At 68.2% G+C, this 15968-nt stretch carries 14 protein-coding genes and 1 pseudogene; 9 read left to right on the top strand and 6 right to left on the bottom strand.

Annotation, left to right across the window (positions count from 1 at the left end; all coding sequences use genetic code 11):
- Nucleotides 1-618: 618 nt before the first annotated feature.
- Both VGZ23_07790 and VGZ23_07795 read right to left on the bottom strand, forming a co-directional pair.
- Nucleotides 619-915, bottom strand: coding sequence for a hypothetical protein (locus VGZ23_07790; GenBank protein ID HEV2357495.1), 297 nt, complete (start codon nt 913-915; stop codon nt 619-621).
- 110 nt (nt 916-1025) lie between these two features.
- Complete coding sequence (locus VGZ23_07795) at nt 1026-1442, bottom strand: hypothetical protein (protein ID HEV2357496.1); 417 nt, start codon at nt 1440-1442, stop codon at nt 1026-1028.
- A 355-nt stretch (nt 1443-1797) separates the two neighbouring features.
- Here VGZ23_07795 and VGZ23_07800 point away from each other — a divergent pair, with 355 nt between their 5' ends.
- From VGZ23_07800 to VGZ23_07820, 5 genes and pseudogenes are all read left to right on the top strand, one after another.
- Entirely contained in the window at nt 1798-1983 is a 186-nt protein-coding gene (locus VGZ23_07800; protein ID HEV2357497.1) for a helix-turn-helix domain-containing protein, read from the top strand.
- A 203-nt stretch (nt 1984-2186) separates the two neighbouring features.
- Nucleotides 2187-2363, top strand: a pseudogene (locus VGZ23_07805) (N-terminal phage integrase SAM-like domain-containing protein).
- 54 nt (nt 2364-2417) lie between these two features.
- The gene (locus VGZ23_07810; protein HEV2357498.1) at nt 2418-3143 is read left to right on the top strand and encodes a site-specific integrase; all 726 of its coding nucleotides are present in this window, start codon (nt 2418-2420) and stop codon (nt 3141-3143) included.
- A 313-nt stretch (nt 3144-3456) separates the two neighbouring features.
- A complete protein-coding gene (locus tag VGZ23_07815) occupies nt 3457-3639 on the top strand; it encodes a hypothetical protein (GenBank protein HEV2357499.1) in 183 nt (60 codons plus the stop codon).
- A 306-nt stretch (nt 3640-3945) separates the two neighbouring features.
- Nucleotides 3946-4689, top strand: coding sequence for a hypothetical protein (locus tag VGZ23_07820; GenBank protein HEV2357500.1), 744 nt, complete (start codon nt 3946-3948; stop codon nt 4687-4689).
- 603 nt (nt 4690-5292) lie between these two features.
- Here VGZ23_07820 and VGZ23_07825 read toward each other — a convergent pair.
- Complete coding sequence (locus tag VGZ23_07825; protein ID HEV2357501.1) at nt 5293-6153, bottom strand: SDR family NAD(P)-dependent oxidoreductase; 861 nt, start codon at nt 6151-6153, stop codon at nt 5293-5295.
- Between the two features lie 192 nt (nt 6154-6345).
- On the opposite strand from VGZ23_07825, the gene VGZ23_07830 reads away from it, so the two are divergent.
- Entirely contained in the window at nt 6346-7272 is a 927-nt protein-coding gene (locus VGZ23_07830; GenBank protein HEV2357502.1) for a hypothetical protein, read from the top strand.
- A gap of 3 nt (nt 7273-7275) precedes the next feature.
- Here VGZ23_07830 and VGZ23_07835 read toward each other — a convergent pair whose 3' ends face one another.
- Entirely contained in the window at nt 7276-8253 is a 978-nt protein-coding gene (locus tag VGZ23_07835; protein ID HEV2357503.1) for a VWA domain-containing protein, read from the bottom strand.
- A 173-nt stretch (nt 8254-8426) separates the two neighbouring features.
- On the opposite strand from VGZ23_07835, the gene VGZ23_07840 reads away from it, so the two are divergent.
- Nucleotides 8427-9743, top strand: a complete 1317-nt coding sequence (locus VGZ23_07840) for a hypothetical protein (GenBank protein HEV2357504.1) — start codon at nt 8427-8429, stop codon at nt 9741-9743.
- Between the two features lie 43 nt (nt 9744-9786).
- Here VGZ23_07840 and msrB read toward each other — a convergent pair whose 3' ends face one another.
- Nucleotides 9787-10185: a peptide-methionine (R)-S-oxide reductase MsrB gene (gene msrB / locus VGZ23_07845; GenBank protein ID HEV2357505.1), complete on the bottom strand. Its 399-nt coding sequence runs from the start codon at nt 10183-10185 to the stop codon at nt 9787-9789.
- Between the two features lie 195 nt (nt 10186-10380).
- On the opposite strand from msrB, the gene VGZ23_07850 reads away from it, so the two are divergent.
- The gene (locus VGZ23_07850; GenBank protein ID HEV2357506.1) at nt 10381-13278 is read left to right on the top strand and encodes an HD domain-containing phosphohydrolase; all 2898 of its coding nucleotides are present in this window, start codon (nt 10381-10383) and stop codon (nt 13276-13278) included.
- Between the two features lie 74 nt (nt 13279-13352).
- A complete protein-coding gene (locus tag VGZ23_07855; GenBank protein ID HEV2357507.1) occupies nt 13353-14771 on the top strand; it encodes an aspartate aminotransferase family protein in 1419 nt (472 codons plus the stop codon).
- A 7-nt stretch (nt 14772-14778) separates the two neighbouring features.
- Here VGZ23_07855 and VGZ23_07860 read toward each other — a convergent pair whose 3' ends face one another.
- Nucleotides 14779-15852: a P1 family peptidase gene (locus VGZ23_07860; GenBank protein ID HEV2357508.1), complete on the bottom strand. Its 1074-nt coding sequence runs from the start codon at nt 15850-15852 to the stop codon at nt 14779-14781.
- Nucleotides 15853-15968 lie beyond the last annotated feature (116 nt).

The raw sequence follows: 15968 nt of genomic DNA on the forward strand, positions 1-15968 counted from the left end.
AAAATCCCGCACCGACACAGATAATCCTCTCGTCGAGCGACGCATACCTATTCATGAATTGACACGTTCTGACGTCGACCATTTTCGCTCCGAGATCCACCACTCATCCGCGCCCTGCGCGACCCAGAGACGCTTCTCCCACTCCGCCAGCGGCCGCCCGTTCCGGCGCTCCGCCCAGTCTAGAAACGCCCGCTCCTCAGACGTCCATTCGTGATCGTCGGGTTCACGGAGGTACGGTAAAATCTCGCCCGCCAGCCGACGCTGCGGGTGTACGGACCGACGCCCCGATGGCAGAGAGCCGGGCGTCCCGTCGCGATTCTCGCCCACCGTAATCCTGCGAACTCGATGTCGTCCGGGGGGACGCCTCCCCGCCCCTATTGGCCGCGCGGACGTGTAGTCATCTAATCTGGGATTTCCAATTTGGCGCCTGCACTCCTCCCTCGGTGGAACCCGGACCGTTCTTGGCCGTCCGGGGCCCACCCCGGCGGCCGCCCGAAAGCCCGTTTGGCCCCGCTGGGACCCTCGACACTCCGCACTGCCGCCACAGCGAAGGCGATTATCCGGCCGGCACCGACAGCGTTGCCAGCCGCTGTAGGATCGCCCCGAACAGCCGCCGTGTCAGGTGCCCTTCCGCCAGCAGTAGCCAATAGTACGTGCGTGTGACGAAGCGGCCGACATGAGCTTCGCGATGGAGGTCTTCGCCCCGCTGCCCTTGTAGCCGCGCCCGCCGACCTCGAGCTCGACGGGCACGTCGTCGGACGCCGCGACCGACCGCTCCTTCAGGAAGGTGTAGGTCGCGTGGTCGGCGCCGTGCTGAGTCCGGCGGCCGTCGGTGAGCGTGGTGATCGAGTCGCCCTTGGCGGACTTCGCGGCGGCGACCTCGTCGCGCACGGCGACGACGAACGCGTCGAGCAACTGGGTGGCCTGGGATGTCGTGGGAGGCACGTCTCCCAGGATACCCGGCGGCCGGCGGCCGCCACAGGCAACCGCCCTTTACGCGGGGATTGAGGCTGCCGTTACTCCTCCTACACGCGCAAGTGGCGCGTGTACGCCTTGAAGAGGATGTTGAGCGGGGGGTGCCCGGCCTTCGTCGCCGTGTCCATGATGCTGAGGAGGATCCCAATCGTCGACCCGTTGAGCGCATTCTCCAGCTTGCGCAGAGCGAGCGCGTTCGCCGGCAAGTCTCCCGCTTTCATCCGAAAGTGGGCCGCGAGCAGGGTGTCGGAGATGGCCGCCAGGTATCCGAGGAGGCATGCCGCGTCGAAAGCGCGCGCGGTCGCCGATCGGGGATCCGTGATCCGGGCCTTCTCGCGGATCCGGTCGAGCGTCTCGGGGATCGCGAGCATCGCCGCGCGGTTCCGCTCCCCCAAGCTGGTAATGTACCCGATCAGGTTGGGGTGGGCCATAAGCAAACGAGCTGGGCCGGTCGCGAGCGTTTCCACTGGCGCCTCCTGTGTGCTACGTGCACGTGTGGGAGGCGCCGGACGCCGGCGGCGTGCCGGCCGAGCCGAACGGATGTGGCGGTGCGAATCTGTCACTTTAATGGAAGTTCTCCCCCCGCGAGTGGTCACGTAGGATTTCGTCCTTCGTACCATACTCCTTCACAATCGGCTGTGGGAGCGTAGCCGAAACGGCTGGATGGCGAACACGTGCTCTGCTTCAACGGCCGCAGGAGCGTCAGGTTTGCGGCCAGAATGGACTGTGACGTGTCCTAAGATGGGAGGCATGGATGGTCACCCTCATCTGCTGGACTCTACCCCAATCCAATCCGCCGTACGGGACGGCCCGGCTGAACTTGTGAGCGACGGGTTGGTGACCGTGCCAGAGGCGGCGGCGTTTCTCAGTTTGAGCCGCAGTACGCTCTACGCCCTGATGGAGAGAGGGGATCTACCGTACGTCCGCATTGGAGCCGCGAGGCGCATTCCCCGGAAGGCGCTCATCGCCCTGGCCTCGTCCAATCTGACAGGCGTGCGCAGCGCGTAAATAGTCCGAGGGGGTGCCGCGTGAGAAGTCGGCGTGGGCGCGGTGAGGGGTCGGTGTTTCGGCGCCGGGACGGCCTGTGGTGCGGATCCATTACCGCCGGGTATGACGCCCAGGGAAAGCGGAAGCGGCGAGTTGCGTACGGCGCGACGAAGGGCGAAGTGCTGGACAAGCTGGCTCGCCTTCGAGTCGACGTGCTTGCGGGCATGTTGGGTGACCCGCAGCGCCTCACAGTCGCGACCTTCTTGCACCGCTGGCTTGAGGATGCCGCCCGGCCCTCCATTCGCCCGTCAACACACCACCGGTACGAGGAAATCATACGTCTCCACATCGTTCCCCAGATCGGCGGTGTCCCTTTGTCACGGATTGCTCCAGCGCACGTCCAGGGAATGCTTGCCTCATTGGAGACGGACGGCGCGTCCTCCCGAGGGCGCCAGATGGCCTACGACGAACTGCACCACGCCCTCGACCAAGCCGTTCGGTGGGGCATGATTCCACGAAACGTATGTGACGCCGTGACGCGGCCCGGGGCCCCACGGCCGATCATGCAGGTCCTCACTCCTACGCAGGTGAGCGCACTACTCGAAGCGGCCCGAGAGGATCGGCTCCACGCACTCTATGTCATGGCCATCACCACGGGCCTCCGCCAGGGGGAACTGCTCGGCCTGCAATGGGACGATGTTGATCTCACGGGTGCCCTCTTGCACGTCCGCCACTCGCTCCACGAAGTCAACGGCCGCTTGTCGCTTGGAGAGCCAAAGACCGCGAGAGCGAAACGCCCGGTGGATCTCCCACGAATCGCAGTAGCGGCGCTCCGCGAGCACCGCGAGCGGATGCTCGCGGAGGGACATCCGCACGGATGGGTGTTCTGTGATACGGAAGGCGGACCGGTCCGGCGGCCCAATCTCCTCCGGCGGTCATTCCAACCGTTGCTCAAGAAGGCTGGCCTACCGCAGATCCGGTTCCACGACCTGCGCCACACCGCCGCGACGCTGTTGCTGCTCCAGGGCGTTCATCCCAAGGTGGTGCAGGAACGCCTCGGGCACTCTCAGATCTCGGTCACGCTGGATACTTACAGCCATGTCCTTCCATCAATGGGGCGCGAGGCTGCGGCCAAACTCGATGCGCTCCTAGAGAGAGGGACTACTGTAGCCAAACTGTAGCCAATGGAGTGCACAAAGGCGGACGCGAAGGGACGCAGGCGGACCTGGGAAGCAGGCAGAATGCCTTGTGTTAAGCCGATTGTGGACGACGGCGGACACGGGTGGACGAAGGCCGGTTCGGACTGAAAATCCCCGTGTCGGCGGTTCGACTCCGTCCCCCGGCACCATCCTTTCTCGCTAGAGCTTACCCGACACGCTCCCACGAAAAGACGACGTTGCCACCAAAGATCGGCTCCGCTACCATTCATGTAAAGCATAGTTTGGTCGCGTGGCCAGGCAATATTCGACCCTCTGTGTGGTGGGAAGGGGGCACATGACTCCCGACGGTCCAAAGGGCAAGATTCTCGAGGCTGTCCAGAATCTTCCGGAAGATGCCACTTTCGAAGACGCGATCGAGCGCCTTTGCTTCCTCGCGAAGGTCGAGCGGGGCCTTGCCCAAGCCGAAGCCGGTGCAACAGTGCCCCACCTCGAGCTGGATGACCGACCGGCGCGGTGATTTCGATTGTCTGGACAGACCTGGCGGTCGAAGATGTGAGGCGATTCGGTCCTTCATAACGCGCGATTGGTGCGGTACGCCTGGGTGGTAGTCGAGCAGATCGTCGACGTCATTGATCGGCTTGGGCGCTCTCCCCTCTCGGGCCGCGTCGTCCCAGAGTTGCAGGACGAGACCATTCGGGAAGTGATTCTGAGCCAACCAGAGGGGAGCCAGATACGGATCTGATGGGGGAGACGGAAGGCTCTTTCGCCCGTTGACCATGTGGCGCATATGTGCCACAGTATTGGTCATGGGAGACGCCCTTTGATGCAAACAACCGTAGCCCTTAAGCGCGCGGAACGCGAACTTGAGGCGGTACTGGAAAAACAACGCGATCTTCCGCGTCAACTGAGTCGTGGTAGCGTCGACGGTGTGCGTACTTTTGTGTCTGAGATTTGGCGATTTCTTAGCAAGCTCTCAACGAGCGCGGGATTGTCGCCTGAAGTCGCGCCGACTATCACGGGTGCGGTCGTTCAGGAATCATTTCCTTCTCTGATACAGTATCAGCGCGGACACGCTCAGGATGCTTCCAAATTACTTATTGGTCGCTGGCGTACTTATGCCGGGGGGCATCCCTCAAAGTTGCCGCCCCAGAACATCGAACTGACACCGAGCGATTTCGTCCTACTCGCGCTATTCGCCGTTGTGGTAGCTGCGATCGTTGCTTCCGCAGCGAAAGCTTCGAGAGGTCCAGCCATCATCACTCGTCTCATGAGCTCTTTGGACTTGAGTTACGACGATTTGGGTCGCATGCTAGGCGTTTCCGGAGAAACTGTTCGCCGGTGGGCGCAGCGTAAGACGGAGCTCCCGGACAAGCATCTCGCGAATCTCGATATCGCGGATTCAGCGTTAACACGGTTGCAAAGCCTCTTTCTCCCAGATCGTTTGCCGAGCGTAATCAGGAGAAACGCAGAACTCTTTGGTGGTGCTCGCGCGCTGGACTATGTTCTTCAAGGCCGTATCAGGGATGTTGTCGACCTTTATGAACAGGCGCTGAGTTTCCAGGAGTGAAGGTGCCGCGGGCGATGGGCCACCGTCACGTGCCCATCTACCGGGTGGTGCGACAGGGCTGGCAAAATCCGGTAGACGCATCATACAGTCAACCGAAATCTAGCAATCATTGGAATACCCAAGCATTTCCTTCCTTGTATGCCTGTTGCAGCGTCAGGGTGGCACGTGCAGTCGCATTGGACAGGCTCCGGGCCGCCGCCGTTGTCATTGAGGATCTCCCGTCCGACCAAAAGCCCATCCTTGCTGAGATTACTTGGTCTGGCCATCTGGTCGATGTGGCGACACAAGCTGGAGTGGCCACCGCCGGTTTCCCGGGTCGGTACCCCAAGGACGTATCTAAGGACTCCACTCGTGCTGCAGCAACGAAGTGGCACGCGGTTGGATTGGAGGGAGTAGTCTGCCGAAGTGCTTCGATGGAACGGTTCGGGCAGAGGGCTTGGAACGGCCCCCACCAGCATTGGAGTGAATGCGCCATTTTTCCACGGAACAGCAAGCTTCAACCTCGCTTACTGCGCCGTCGGTCGAATACTGCTTGGCTTTTCCCAGTATCAGTGCAACCGGGCGCGGGTCATGAGACCTGAAGTCGATGCGGCCTCAACTCGCCTACGCTCGGGCAGAAGCGACGAGACCGGTCATCTGCGCGCTGACGTCCCAGAGGCGCTTCTGCGCGCCCTCGTCGTAGGAAGCCGGGGACGATCGGATGGGCCGTCGTTTCTCCCAATACCCGCCGGTAACCCCTTCGACCTCGGGAGACGATGCAAGGTATATGATCGTATCTGCGCCCTCCTCCGCGGAGATGGCGAACCGATGGAACATCCTCATCCCCAGGCGCATCATCCCGCCGTTGTCTTCACCGAAGCGCGTCGCGACGGTGCCGGGGTGCAGGGCGTTGGCGGTCACGCCGGCGCCGGTCAGGCGCCGCGCCAGCTCGTAGGTAAACATGATGTTCGCCAGCTTGGACCGGCTGTAGGCGCGGCCGCCGCCGATGCCGTAGCTGCGCTCGCCCTGCAAGTCGTCAAAGTCGATCGCGCCGCCTTCGTGTGCCTGCGATGATACATTGATGATGCGCGAGGGCGCGCCGGCCTCGAGTATACTCAGCAACAAGTTGGTCAACAGGAACTGGGAGAGGTGGTTGAGCGCGAACGTCCGCTCGTATCCGTCAACCGTGGCCTGCCGCCGCGCGAAAATGGCGCCGGCGTTGTTGATCAGGACGTCGAGTCTCGAATAACCCTGCCGCAATTCGTTCGCGAGGCGCCGGACCTCCGCCATTGACGACAAGTCCGCCACCAGTCCGTCGGCAGATGGAGTGCCGCTCTGCTCCTTCATCTCCCCCGCGGTCGCCCGCGTCTTCGCAGGGTCGCGACCGACGATCACGACCGTCGCGCCCTGCTTCGCGAGTGCCAGCGCGGCGGCTTTGCCCAGCCCGTCGGTGGCGCCGGTAATCAGGACGACCTTTCGCTCCATGTCACGCATCCCGAACCGTATATGCCCCGCTGCGATCCGGCCGCCCCGTCCCGGGTGACGCGCGGATCGAGGCGACGAGAGGACGAACGGAGCTTCCCGTCTAATGCGGTCTGGCGGGGACGGTTCACCCGCGGTGCCGGCAGGATGCGGGCCGCCCCACGCGCCATGAACGCCGTGTGGGAGGGACAGACCGTGGGGAGATGGGTCCTTCTGCCGATTGCCATCGCACTCGCCGCCCTCAATCTCGCGCCCGCCGCGGCATACGCGAGGGACGATGCCGCCGACCAGCCACAGGCGTCCCCGGCGACCCGGTCGGTCGCCGCGCCCGCGCCGCCGGACGTCCGGGCGCAACAGGAGATTCGGTACGTCACGAAGATCAACACGCGCGTGCCGCCGGTGACATACACCGTGCAGGGCGTGTACTGGCCCGCCACGGCCGAATTCGGCTGGACCGGCGGCACCGTGGCCGGCTGGACGACCCAATTCTACGGCCTGGATTTCCGCGTGGACACGCAATCGCACTGGGGCTTTCACCTGAACGCCGTCACGGGCAACCCGGGCAGCCCGACTGTCCTGGGGACGTCGTCCGGCGTCTCGCTCAGCGGCACCGACACCATTTGGAGCGCCGATATCGCCTACTTGTGGAGCGTCCCGTCGCACACGGACGCCGCCCTCATCAACACGCTGCGGGTGTTCGCGGGCTACGGTGACGCCAAGACGACGCTGAACCTCGGCAATCTCGGGGGGTTGCGACTCGGCGCCAACTCGGCGACAATGAGCCTCGAGACCACGGGTGTGCGGGTGGGGTTCGACGTCTCGGCGCCCCTCTCGTCGGGATCCCCATGGTCGGTGAATTTCGGCGGCGCGTATTGGCCGTCTGTCACGACAACGGGGACCGCGCTCGTGCCCGGGGTCGGAGCGTCGTCCGTCAGCGTGCCCGGCACCGGGTACGACTGGACGGCCAGCATCCGGTACACGACGTCCGCCCGATGGAACGTTGAGGTCGGCTACCGGTTCATCCAGGAGCGGCAGAACGCCCTCACCGTCGCGGGGGTCACGCTCTGCCCGTGCCACACGCAGTGGTCGGGCCCGTTCGGCGCGATCGGCATGAACTTCTGACCGTCAGCTGATCAGGGGTTGGATCCGGACCGCCAGGAGCACGGCGGCGAGAAGGACCGCGGCCACCAGCGCGCTCAGGATTCCGGTGACTTCGACCGGCTTCGTGGCCCAGCCGACGCTGCGGCTGAGGGTCCGGTAGATCGTCCGGAGGGCTCCCGCCGATGACGCGTGGTGATACGTGCCTCCCGTGTGCTGCGCGACGGCCTGGAGCGTCGCCTCGTCCAGGGGACCGCCGATCATGAAGCCGCCGGAGGACCCGAGCGGCTGGCCGATGCCGACCGTGTACACCCGCACCTGCTGGCGGCGGGCCCACTCCGCCGCTGCGAGCGGGTCGATCCCGGTGTTGTTCTGACCGTCTGAGAGCAGGACCACCACGCCCGGTGGTTTCGGCGTGGCGGACACCGGCGGCAGCGCGCCGTCGTCGTGGGAAGGAAGCGTCCGCTCGGGCAGCGCGCCCACCGCGGCGAGCAGCCCCTCGCCGATCGCGGTCCGGTGGCGCACCGTGATCTCGTCGATCGCGCGCAGCAGACGCTCGTGATCCTCGGTCGGCGCCGATACGAGCACCGTGTCGCCGGCGAACGTGACGAGACCCACGGGGATCCCCCGCGGCAGCCCGGCGACGAATCCCTTCGCCGCCGCCTTCGCCGCCTCAAGACGGGACGGGGCGATGTCCTCCGACCGCATGCTCCCGCTCACGTCGATCGCCAGCATGACCGCGGACCGGTTTGCGGGCTGCGGCATCGGTACGACCGGCCGTGCGAGAGCGAGGATCGCGGCGGCGAGCGCGCCGAGAAACAGGCCGGCGGGGATGAGACGCCGGCGCCGGCTCCCCGGGCCGGCCGCCGCGACGATCTCGAGCGCGGGGAACGCGACGGACTGCCGGAAGCGCCGCCGCGTGCTCCAGGCGAAACCGGCGGCGAACACGGGGACGAGCAGGAGTCCCCACAGCACACTCGGCCAGAGGAACGTCAGGCCTTTCATCGTCGCCGCTCCGGGTCGCCGCTCCGGCACCCTCGTCCGAACGTCAGGAGAGTGCGTTCGGGCTTCCCCCCGGCGGGGATGGTTCCTGCCCGCAGGATGCGGGGAAACATCACAATGACATGGGCGGCATAGGCGGACTCTTGCGAATATCTCGCGCCGCACGCCGAGCCGGCATGGTGCTCGTCGTGGGTGCTGCGTTCGCGTCGGGACCGGCCGCGGCCGCCGGATTCGCGGCGGCCGCCCCGCCTGCGCGCGCGGTCGTGGCCGCGGTCTCTTCGACCGGTCCGGCGGGCGGGGAGACGATCCCCGCCGCGCGGTCGTTCCAGGTCAGCGTGCCCACGCAGGGCCTCTCAACGGAGGCGGCCGGCCCGGCGACCGTGTCGGTGGCCACCGATGTCGGCGCCGTCCCGGCCCACGCGACGTTCTCCGTCGCCCAACTCCCCGCGGCCGTGACGATGGACTTCGATCTGCCGCACGGCGTCATCCGGACCGGCGGCAGGCAGATCGGATCGTTCCCGCCCGTCGCGCCGCTGACCGACAACTTGAAATTCCCGATTGACGTCGCGATCCGTCGCGGAGGGACCGTCGTCACCGAGCGCCGTGAAGTCACGCTGCTGCTTCCCACGGTGATCATTCCCGGCTATTCAGACGAGCGGCGACCGCCGGACCGCGTCGTGCTGAGCCGGCTCGCACAATACGGGTACACCGAAGCCGGCGGCCTGCCGACGCTCTTCTGGTTTTCGTATCAGTCCCACACGATGGGGCTCGAGGAGGGTGCGCAGGCGCTGGCGGCCTATGCGCGCCGGGTGGTCCTCCCGACGACGTACGCGGCCAAGATCAACGTCGTCGGCTATAGCGTCGGCGGGCTCTTCGCCCGCTGGAACATCGCGTATGACGTCGACGGCTGGAGCAGTCTGGTCAACCGCTTGATCCTGGTGGCCGTGCCGAACGAAGGCGCCGTCCTGCCGTATCTCGGCGAGCACGCCCCGTCGTTCTTCCCGTTTGCGGGGTTATCGAAGACGCGGCTTGCACGGGTGATGATGCCGGTGTTTCCATTCTGGCGGCCGACCGCGGCGGCTCCGTGGTCCCTCCCGCCCGACGCCGGCAATTCCCTGCTGGCCGGTCTCAACGAGCGGCCGATTCCGCCCGAGGTGCGCGTGTATTTATTGTACGGGAACAACGATCCGAGCCATCCGGGCGGGCCCCAGACCGCCGCCGGTCTCACGGGCGCGCTGCCCGGGGCAACGGTCTCGTTCGGCCCGGGTGACGGCATCGTGTTGACGGCCAGCGCCCTTGGGTTCCCGATCAACGGCTCCCCCGCCGTGCCGGCGCTGGCCGGCCGGGGGGTGATGCGCGTCGACCTGGGGCGCGTCTACCATACACACGTGCTTCAGGCCGCCGCCGTCCGCGCGGCCGCCGCGCTCCAGGACCGATTCGAGAGCGCGGCCGAGGTGGCCGGCACGGCGCCGCGGGCACCACTGGGCCGATGATGCCTACGGCATGAGCCAGTCCGTCCCCGCGGCATCGGCCGGTTCAGGGCTTGGGGGAGAGCTTCAACGCCGCGGAATTGATGCAGTAACGCAGGCCGGTCGGCCGCGGACCGTCGTCGAACACGTGGCCGAGATGCGCGTTGCACCGGGCGCAGAGCACTTCGGTCCGAACCATTCCGTGACTGCGGTCGGCCTGTTCCTCGATGTTCGACGGATCGGCCGGAGCGGTGAAGCTCGGCCACCCGCAACCCGCATCAAACTTGGCGTCGGAGGCGAAGAGCTCCGCGCCGCAGCACACGCAGCGGTAGGTCCCCGGCGTCGTGGTGTGCTCGTATTCGCCGGAAAACGGACGCTCCGTCGCCCGCTGCCGCGTAACGGCGTACTCGAGCGGCGTCAATTGCTCCCGCCATTCCTTGTCGCTCTTCGCGATCTTCTCGGCCATCACGGCCTCCGGGGTGCGGCTTTCCGTCACGATACCGCCCCGGGCTGCCTCCCGCAAGGGAGGAAGGGGGCGGGAGAGGCACGGACGAGGGCTGAAAGTCCGGCCTGTTGGGCATCACAAATGCGAGGTTGGCGGCACATTCGAGTACAGGCGGCCGGATGACGTCGCTCCGCCGGCCGGCCGAGGGGACACGTATTGCCTACGCAGCGTATTGCGGGAGCGGGGGAGCCGCAGCGCATCGTAGAGACGGCAGCGAGTGACCGGCCCGCCGACGTCGACCTGCGTGCGACGCTGATGGCACGCCTCGTCGCCGTGAGCGAGACCTTGCGCGGCGGTCTGTCGCCCGCGTCTGCCGCCGCCACGATCGGGCGCGGCCTGCTTACCTTGACCGGTGCGCGGCGCGGCGCCCTTTTTCTGCGCTCGCAGGCCGGCGTCGTGACCTGCCCCTGGTCCCAGGGACTGTCCGAAGAGTACCTCGGTCTGCTGCGCACTCCCGAGGGCGCCAATTCGTGGGCGCATCTGACCCGCTACCCTGAGCTGGTCTGCATGGACTTGCCGAGGCGCCGCGGAGCAAGAACGGCCGCGCCGTCTCTCGTGCCGGACGTGCGCGCGCTGCCGGGCGGCAATGAATCCCGCCGGCTCGCGGAACGTGAAGGCTGGCGGGCGCTGTGCTCGTGGCCGCTCAGCCGCGGGGGCCGCGTGTTCGCGGCCGTCGCGTACTACTTCGATAACCCCCATGTCTGCCCGGCCGCGGAGCACGAGGTCGTGCTGGCATTTGCCCTGCAGGCCACGGCGATGCTGGAACAAGCCCTGGAGGCGGAAGCGCGCGGACAGGTGGGAGCGGAGGTCGACGACGCGGCGACGCGGCTCAGCGAGGAAGAAGGCCGGCTCCGGACCGAAGCGGCGGCGCTCGCGACGCTGCAGCGCACGTTGGAGGCCGACGACGCGCGGCTTGCCGCCGACCGGGCGGGCCTTGCCGCCGAGCGCGAGCGGCTCGAACGCACGCGCGCCGAGTTCGACGTGGAGCGCAAGCGGCTCGTCGGCCTGCGCCGTGCGGCGGACGCGGAGTCCCAGCGGCTGGCCGCCTCCCGCACCGAGCTGGAAGCGGAGCGGGAGCGCATCGCGGCCGCGCGGCGCGAGGGGGAGGCGGAACGGAGCCGTGTCGCGGCCGAGTTGGCCGCGGGGCGGACCGAACTGGCGCAGGCGCGGATGGCGCTCCGCGCCGAAACCGAGGCCTTGACGGACGCGCGCCGTACCGTCGAGACCGATCGGGCCCGGTTGGCGGATCGTGAGCGGACGCTCGAGACCAAGCGGGAACGGGTGGCGGAGCGCGAGCGGACGCTGGCGACCGAGCAGGAGCGGCAGGCCGCGGCGCATCGCGAGGTGGACGCGGCGCGGAGCCGGGGCGCGGCCGAGCTGGCGGCGGAACGGGCTCAACTGGCGAAGGCACAGACGGCGCTCCGGGCCGAAACCGCCGCCGTGGCGGAAACGCGCCGCAGCCTGGAGGCCGATCGGGCCCGTCTGGCGGAGCGCGAGCGGACGCTGGCGACCGAGCGCGATCGGCTGGCGGAGCGCGAGCGAACGCTGGGTACCGAGCAGGAGCGGCTCGCCGGGATGCAGCGCGACGCGGAGGCCGAGCGGAGCCGAGCCGCGGCCGAACTGGCGGCGGAACGGGCCCAACTGACGCAGGCCCAGACGGCGCTCCGGGCCGAAACCGCCGCCGTGGCAGAGGCGCGCCGCAGCCTGGAAACCGATCGGGCGCGCTTGGCGGATCGGGAGCGGACGCTGGACACCGAGCGGGAGCGGCTGGTGGAGCTTCAGCGGACGCTCGGCACCGAGCGGGAGCGGCTGGGGCAGCTTCAAGGGACTCTGGACGCCGAGCGAGGGGGCCTGGGCGATCTTCGACGGACGCTCGACGCCGAGCGGGAACGCCTGGCGGAGGCACAGCGCGCACTGGCGACGGAGCGTGCGCAGGCCATGGACTCCGCCGCGCAGCACAACGCGGAAGAGTTGGCCCGCGCCCTCAAGGAGCTGGACGACGAAAAGAGCCGGTTGATCGACGCGCACAGCGAGCTCACCGCCGCGGAGGGGCAGGTCGCCCGGCGGCAACTCGCCCTGGAGGCCGAAGCGACGCAACTGGCTGAGACGCGCCGCGAGCTCGAGGCGGAGCATGCCCGCCATGCCGCAGCGCAGCGGGCGCTCGAGACCGATCGCCGTGCGCACGGCGCCGATCGCGAGGCGCTGGAGGCGGCCCGGCGTGTGCTCGAGACCGAGCAGGTCACGCTCGCGGAGGCGCAGCAGACGTTTGACGCGCACCGCGTCCGGCTTGCCGAAGCGGAGCACACCTTCGGGGCGCAGCGGGCGCGCCTCGAAGAGGTGCGGCGGGCCCTCGACGCCGAGCACGCGGGCCTCAACGAGACGCAGAACGGGTTGACGGCCGAATGCGCCCGGTTGTCGGCCGCCGTCGCGGTCCTCGCGGAGCGCGCGACGGCGGCGGCGGTTGACGCGACACCGTCGGCCGCCCCGGCGCCCGTTCCGGCAAGCGAGACACCGGCCGCCGCTCCACCGGCCGCGGAGGCGCCGGGAGCCGAAGCGCCCGCCGCGGAGGAACACGCCACCGGCGCGGCCCTGCCGCCCGCATCCGATGGTGCGCCGGCCTCAACGGAGAAGGCCGCCCCCGCCCCCCGGCCGCACGCGGACCGATACCGCAAGCGGCTGGCGGGTTGGGCGGAAGCCGTGGCCCGAGCGCTCGCGTGCGACGAAGCCGAGGTGCGCGACATCCGGCAGGCGGCGCTGCTCCACGACGTCGAGGTGCCGGACCCGCTCGACGCGGCGCCCCAGGTGGCGGCGTTCCTCCGTTACCGGAACGAACGCTGGAACGGCTCCGGGCCCGATCGGATGAAGGGAGAGGACATTCCGCGGGGGGCCAGGATTCTCGCGGTGGCGGAGGCCTACGCGGACATGGTGACCGGCCGGCCCGGGGTGCCGATGCTGTACTACCTGGATGCGATGGCGGCCCTTAAGCGCGGCGCCGGCAAAGAATTCGATCCCAAGATCGTGACGATCTTCCGCCGCGTCGTCGACCACAGCTAGCCCCCGGCGGGCAGGCATTCTCCATCTCGCCATGGAACCCGGCGGCGACCACGCTGCCGACCGGGAGGCTTCGCATGTCCGACACCGCACCGCTGTCCGATCCCACGACCATATCCGCGGCCCCGTCCTTGCCGCTCACGCCGCTCGAGCAGCAGGCGCTCGCGCACATCTGGATCCACACGACGCGGTGGCTGGATCTCGCGGAACGTGACGGGCTGCGCGTCCTGGTCCGCGGCGACGGTTGCCGCGTCTGGGACGCGCGCGGCCGCGCGTATCTCGACGCGCTCGCCGGCCTGTACGTCGTCAACGTGGGGCACGGGCGGAAGGAGATCGGTGAGGCGATGGCCCGGCAGGCGGGGGAGCTCGCCTACGTGTCCGCCGCGTCCTACACGAGCCTGCCGGCGGTCCGGCTCGGGGAGGTCCTGGCCGGCCTCACGCCCGGGGACCTCAACCGATTCTTCTTCTGCTCCGGTGGATCCGAAGCCGTCGAGAGCGCGATGAAGATCGCCAAGCAGATTCAGGCCATGCGGGGCTTCCCGAAGCGGTACAAGGTGATCGCCAGGGTCGGCGGCTACCACGGCGCGACCTTCGGGGCGATGAGCATCACCTCGTCGCGCAACGAGACGTATTTCGGGCCGTTCATGCACGGCGTCTGCTTCGTCCCGTCGCCCAACCGCTACCGCACCCGGTTCGGCCTGGCCGGGGAGGCCGAGGACCTGGCCTGTGCGGAGGCCATCGACTATGAGATCCGCGCGCAGGGCCCCGAGACCGTCGCGGCGGTCATCGGCGAGCCGGTGTCGGCCGCCAACAATACACACGTGCCGGCCCCCCGCTACTGGCAGCGCGTGCGCGAGATCTGCGACGCCCACGGCGTGCTGTTGATCCTCGACGAGGTCATCAACGGGTTCGGGCGCACCGGCACGATGTTCGCGGCCGAGCAATTCGGGATCACGCCGGACCTCATGACCATGGCGAAGGGCCTCTCGTCCGGGTACGCGCCGATCGGGGCCGTCGCCGTCAGCGAGCGCCTCTACGCCGAGTTCAAGCAGAAGGACGTCGGGCTGGCGCACCTGCTCACGTTCGGCGGGCAGGCGGTCTCGTGCGCGGCGGCGCTCGCGAACCTCGAGATTCTGCGCCGCGAAGACCTCGCGCGGCGAAGCGCCGAGCAGGGCACGTACCTGCTGCGGCAACTCCAGCAACTCCGGTCGCATCCCACGGTGGGGGACGTGCGCGGCCTGGGCCTCCTCTGCGCCGTGGAGCTGGTCCAGAACCGGGAGACCAAGGAGCCGTTCGGGTGGGGGCCGGCCGCCGCGGCGCACCCGTTCAGCCGGCGGCTCGTCGCGGCGATGGACGAGCGCGGGCTCTTCGGGCGGGTGTTCATGTCAATCCAGATCTCACCGCCGCTGATCATCGCGCGCGACGAGATCGACCGCATGGTCGCGATCATCGACGAGAGCCTCACGGTGACGGAGCGGGAGTTCGGGTTCGCCTGACCGGCGGTCAGTGCGCCGCCGGCCGGTGCCGGGCGACGATGCGGCGCACGTCGTGCAAGGGCAGGGCTTCCACCGTGCCCCGCAGGCCGGTCATCGTTTCCGCCGCCGCCAGCGCGTTGAGGATGGATTCCTCGGTGGCGTCCGCCACCGCCTCGAAGAACGGATCGATGTGCTCGTGCGGGATCATCGTGAGAGGGTAGGGCTCGGCCGGCGACGCGGACAGGCCGTTGCCGGTCGCGAACGCGAGAAACAGGTCGCCGCTCGTGTTAAACCCGTGTCCCCCGACGCGGGCCAGGCCGACGGTGGCGCGCCGGGCGAGGCGGGAGCACTGCGCCGGAATGAGGGGCGCGTCGGTGCCGGCGATCACGATGATCGATCCTTTCGGCTCGCCCTCGCCGGGCCTCCCGGCGTGGCCCGCCTCGATCTCGCGTCCCACGGGGACACCGTCGATCCGCAGGTCCGCCATGCGGCCGTAGTTCGCCTGCACCAGCACTCCGACGGCGTAGCGGCGGCCGAGGACGTCGACGATCCGGGACGAGGTGCCGATGCCGCCCTTGAACCCGTGGCACCGCATGCCGGTGCCGCCGCCGACGTTGCCTTCCGGCACCGGGCCGTCCGCGGCGGCGGCCAGCGCCTCGTAGACGTGCTCGCGGGTGACGGGGAACGCGTCGATGTCGCTGAGGAACCCATCGAAGGTTTCCGCGACGACCGGGAGATGGAACCGATGGCTGAAGCCGTGTTCCACGGCGTAGGCAATGAGCGCGTCGCGGACGATCCCGACGGCGTACGTGTTGGTGATGCCGATGGGCGATCCGAGCTGGCCGGACTCCTGGAGCCACGGCAGGCCGGTCATCTCGCCGTTGCCGTTGAACGAAAACGTCCCGGCAAACGCGTAGTTGGTCCAAATGGCCCCCGCCCGCGGCACGATCATCGTGACGCCGGTGCGGATGACCCGCGGCGTATCGGCGATGAGCGTGCGGTGGCCGACCAGGACGTCGGGCACGTCGGTGATCGCGTTGAGCGGGCCGGTGGGCAGCCGTCCGATCGTGATCCCGAGGTCTCGCACGCGCGCGCGTCCCATGAAGAAGCCTCCCGTTCGCGGACTGTGTCGTGGGCGCCGGCGTTCTTCGCGGTCGGCGCCCGGTTCCCCGGTCCCGCGGGCCGTTACTAGGAACGCCGGGTGTTCGCGGAATGTTG

The organism is bacterium, assembly GCA_035945995.1.
In the GTDB taxonomy this organism is placed as follows: domain Bacteria; phylum Sysuimicrobiota; class Sysuimicrobiia; order Sysuimicrobiales; family Segetimicrobiaceae; genus DASSJF01.

What these genes read in the sequence shown, in the direction of transcription:
- VGZ23_07835 (HEV2357503.1), bottom strand. Translation starts at nt 8,253, where the DNA reads ATGAAAGGCCTGACGTTCCTCTGGCCGAGTGTGCTGTGGGGACTCCTG.
- msrB (HEV2357505.1), bottom strand. Translation starts at nt 10,185, where the DNA reads ATGGCCGAGAAGATCGCGAAGAGCGACAAGGAATGGCGGGAGCAATTG.
- VGZ23_07825 (HEV2357501.1), bottom strand. Translation starts at nt 6,153, where the DNA reads ATGGAGCGAAAGGTCGTCCTGATTACCGGCGCCACCGACGGGCTGGGC.
- VGZ23_07820 (HEV2357500.1), top strand. Translation starts at nt 3,946, where the DNA reads ATGCAAACAACCGTAGCCCTTAAGCGCGCGGAACGCGAACTTGAGGCG.
- VGZ23_07855 (HEV2357507.1), top strand. Translation starts at nt 13,353, where the DNA reads ATGTCCGACACCGCACCGCTGTCCGATCCCACGACCATATCCGCGGCC.
- VGZ23_07815 (HEV2357499.1), top strand. Translation starts at nt 3,457, where the DNA reads ATGACTCCCGACGGTCCAAAGGGCAAGATTCTCGAGGCTGTCCAGAAT.
- VGZ23_07810 (HEV2357498.1), top strand. Translation starts at nt 2,418, where the DNA reads ATGGCCTACGACGAACTGCACCACGCCCTCGACCAAGCCGTTCGGTGG.
- VGZ23_07840 (HEV2357504.1), top strand. Translation starts at nt 8,427, where the DNA reads ATGGTGCTCGTCGTGGGTGCTGCGTTCGCGTCGGGACCGGCCGCGGCC.
- VGZ23_07860 (HEV2357508.1), bottom strand. Translation starts at nt 15,852, where the DNA reads ATGGGACGCGCGCGCGTGCGAGACCTCGGGATCACGATCGGACGGCTG.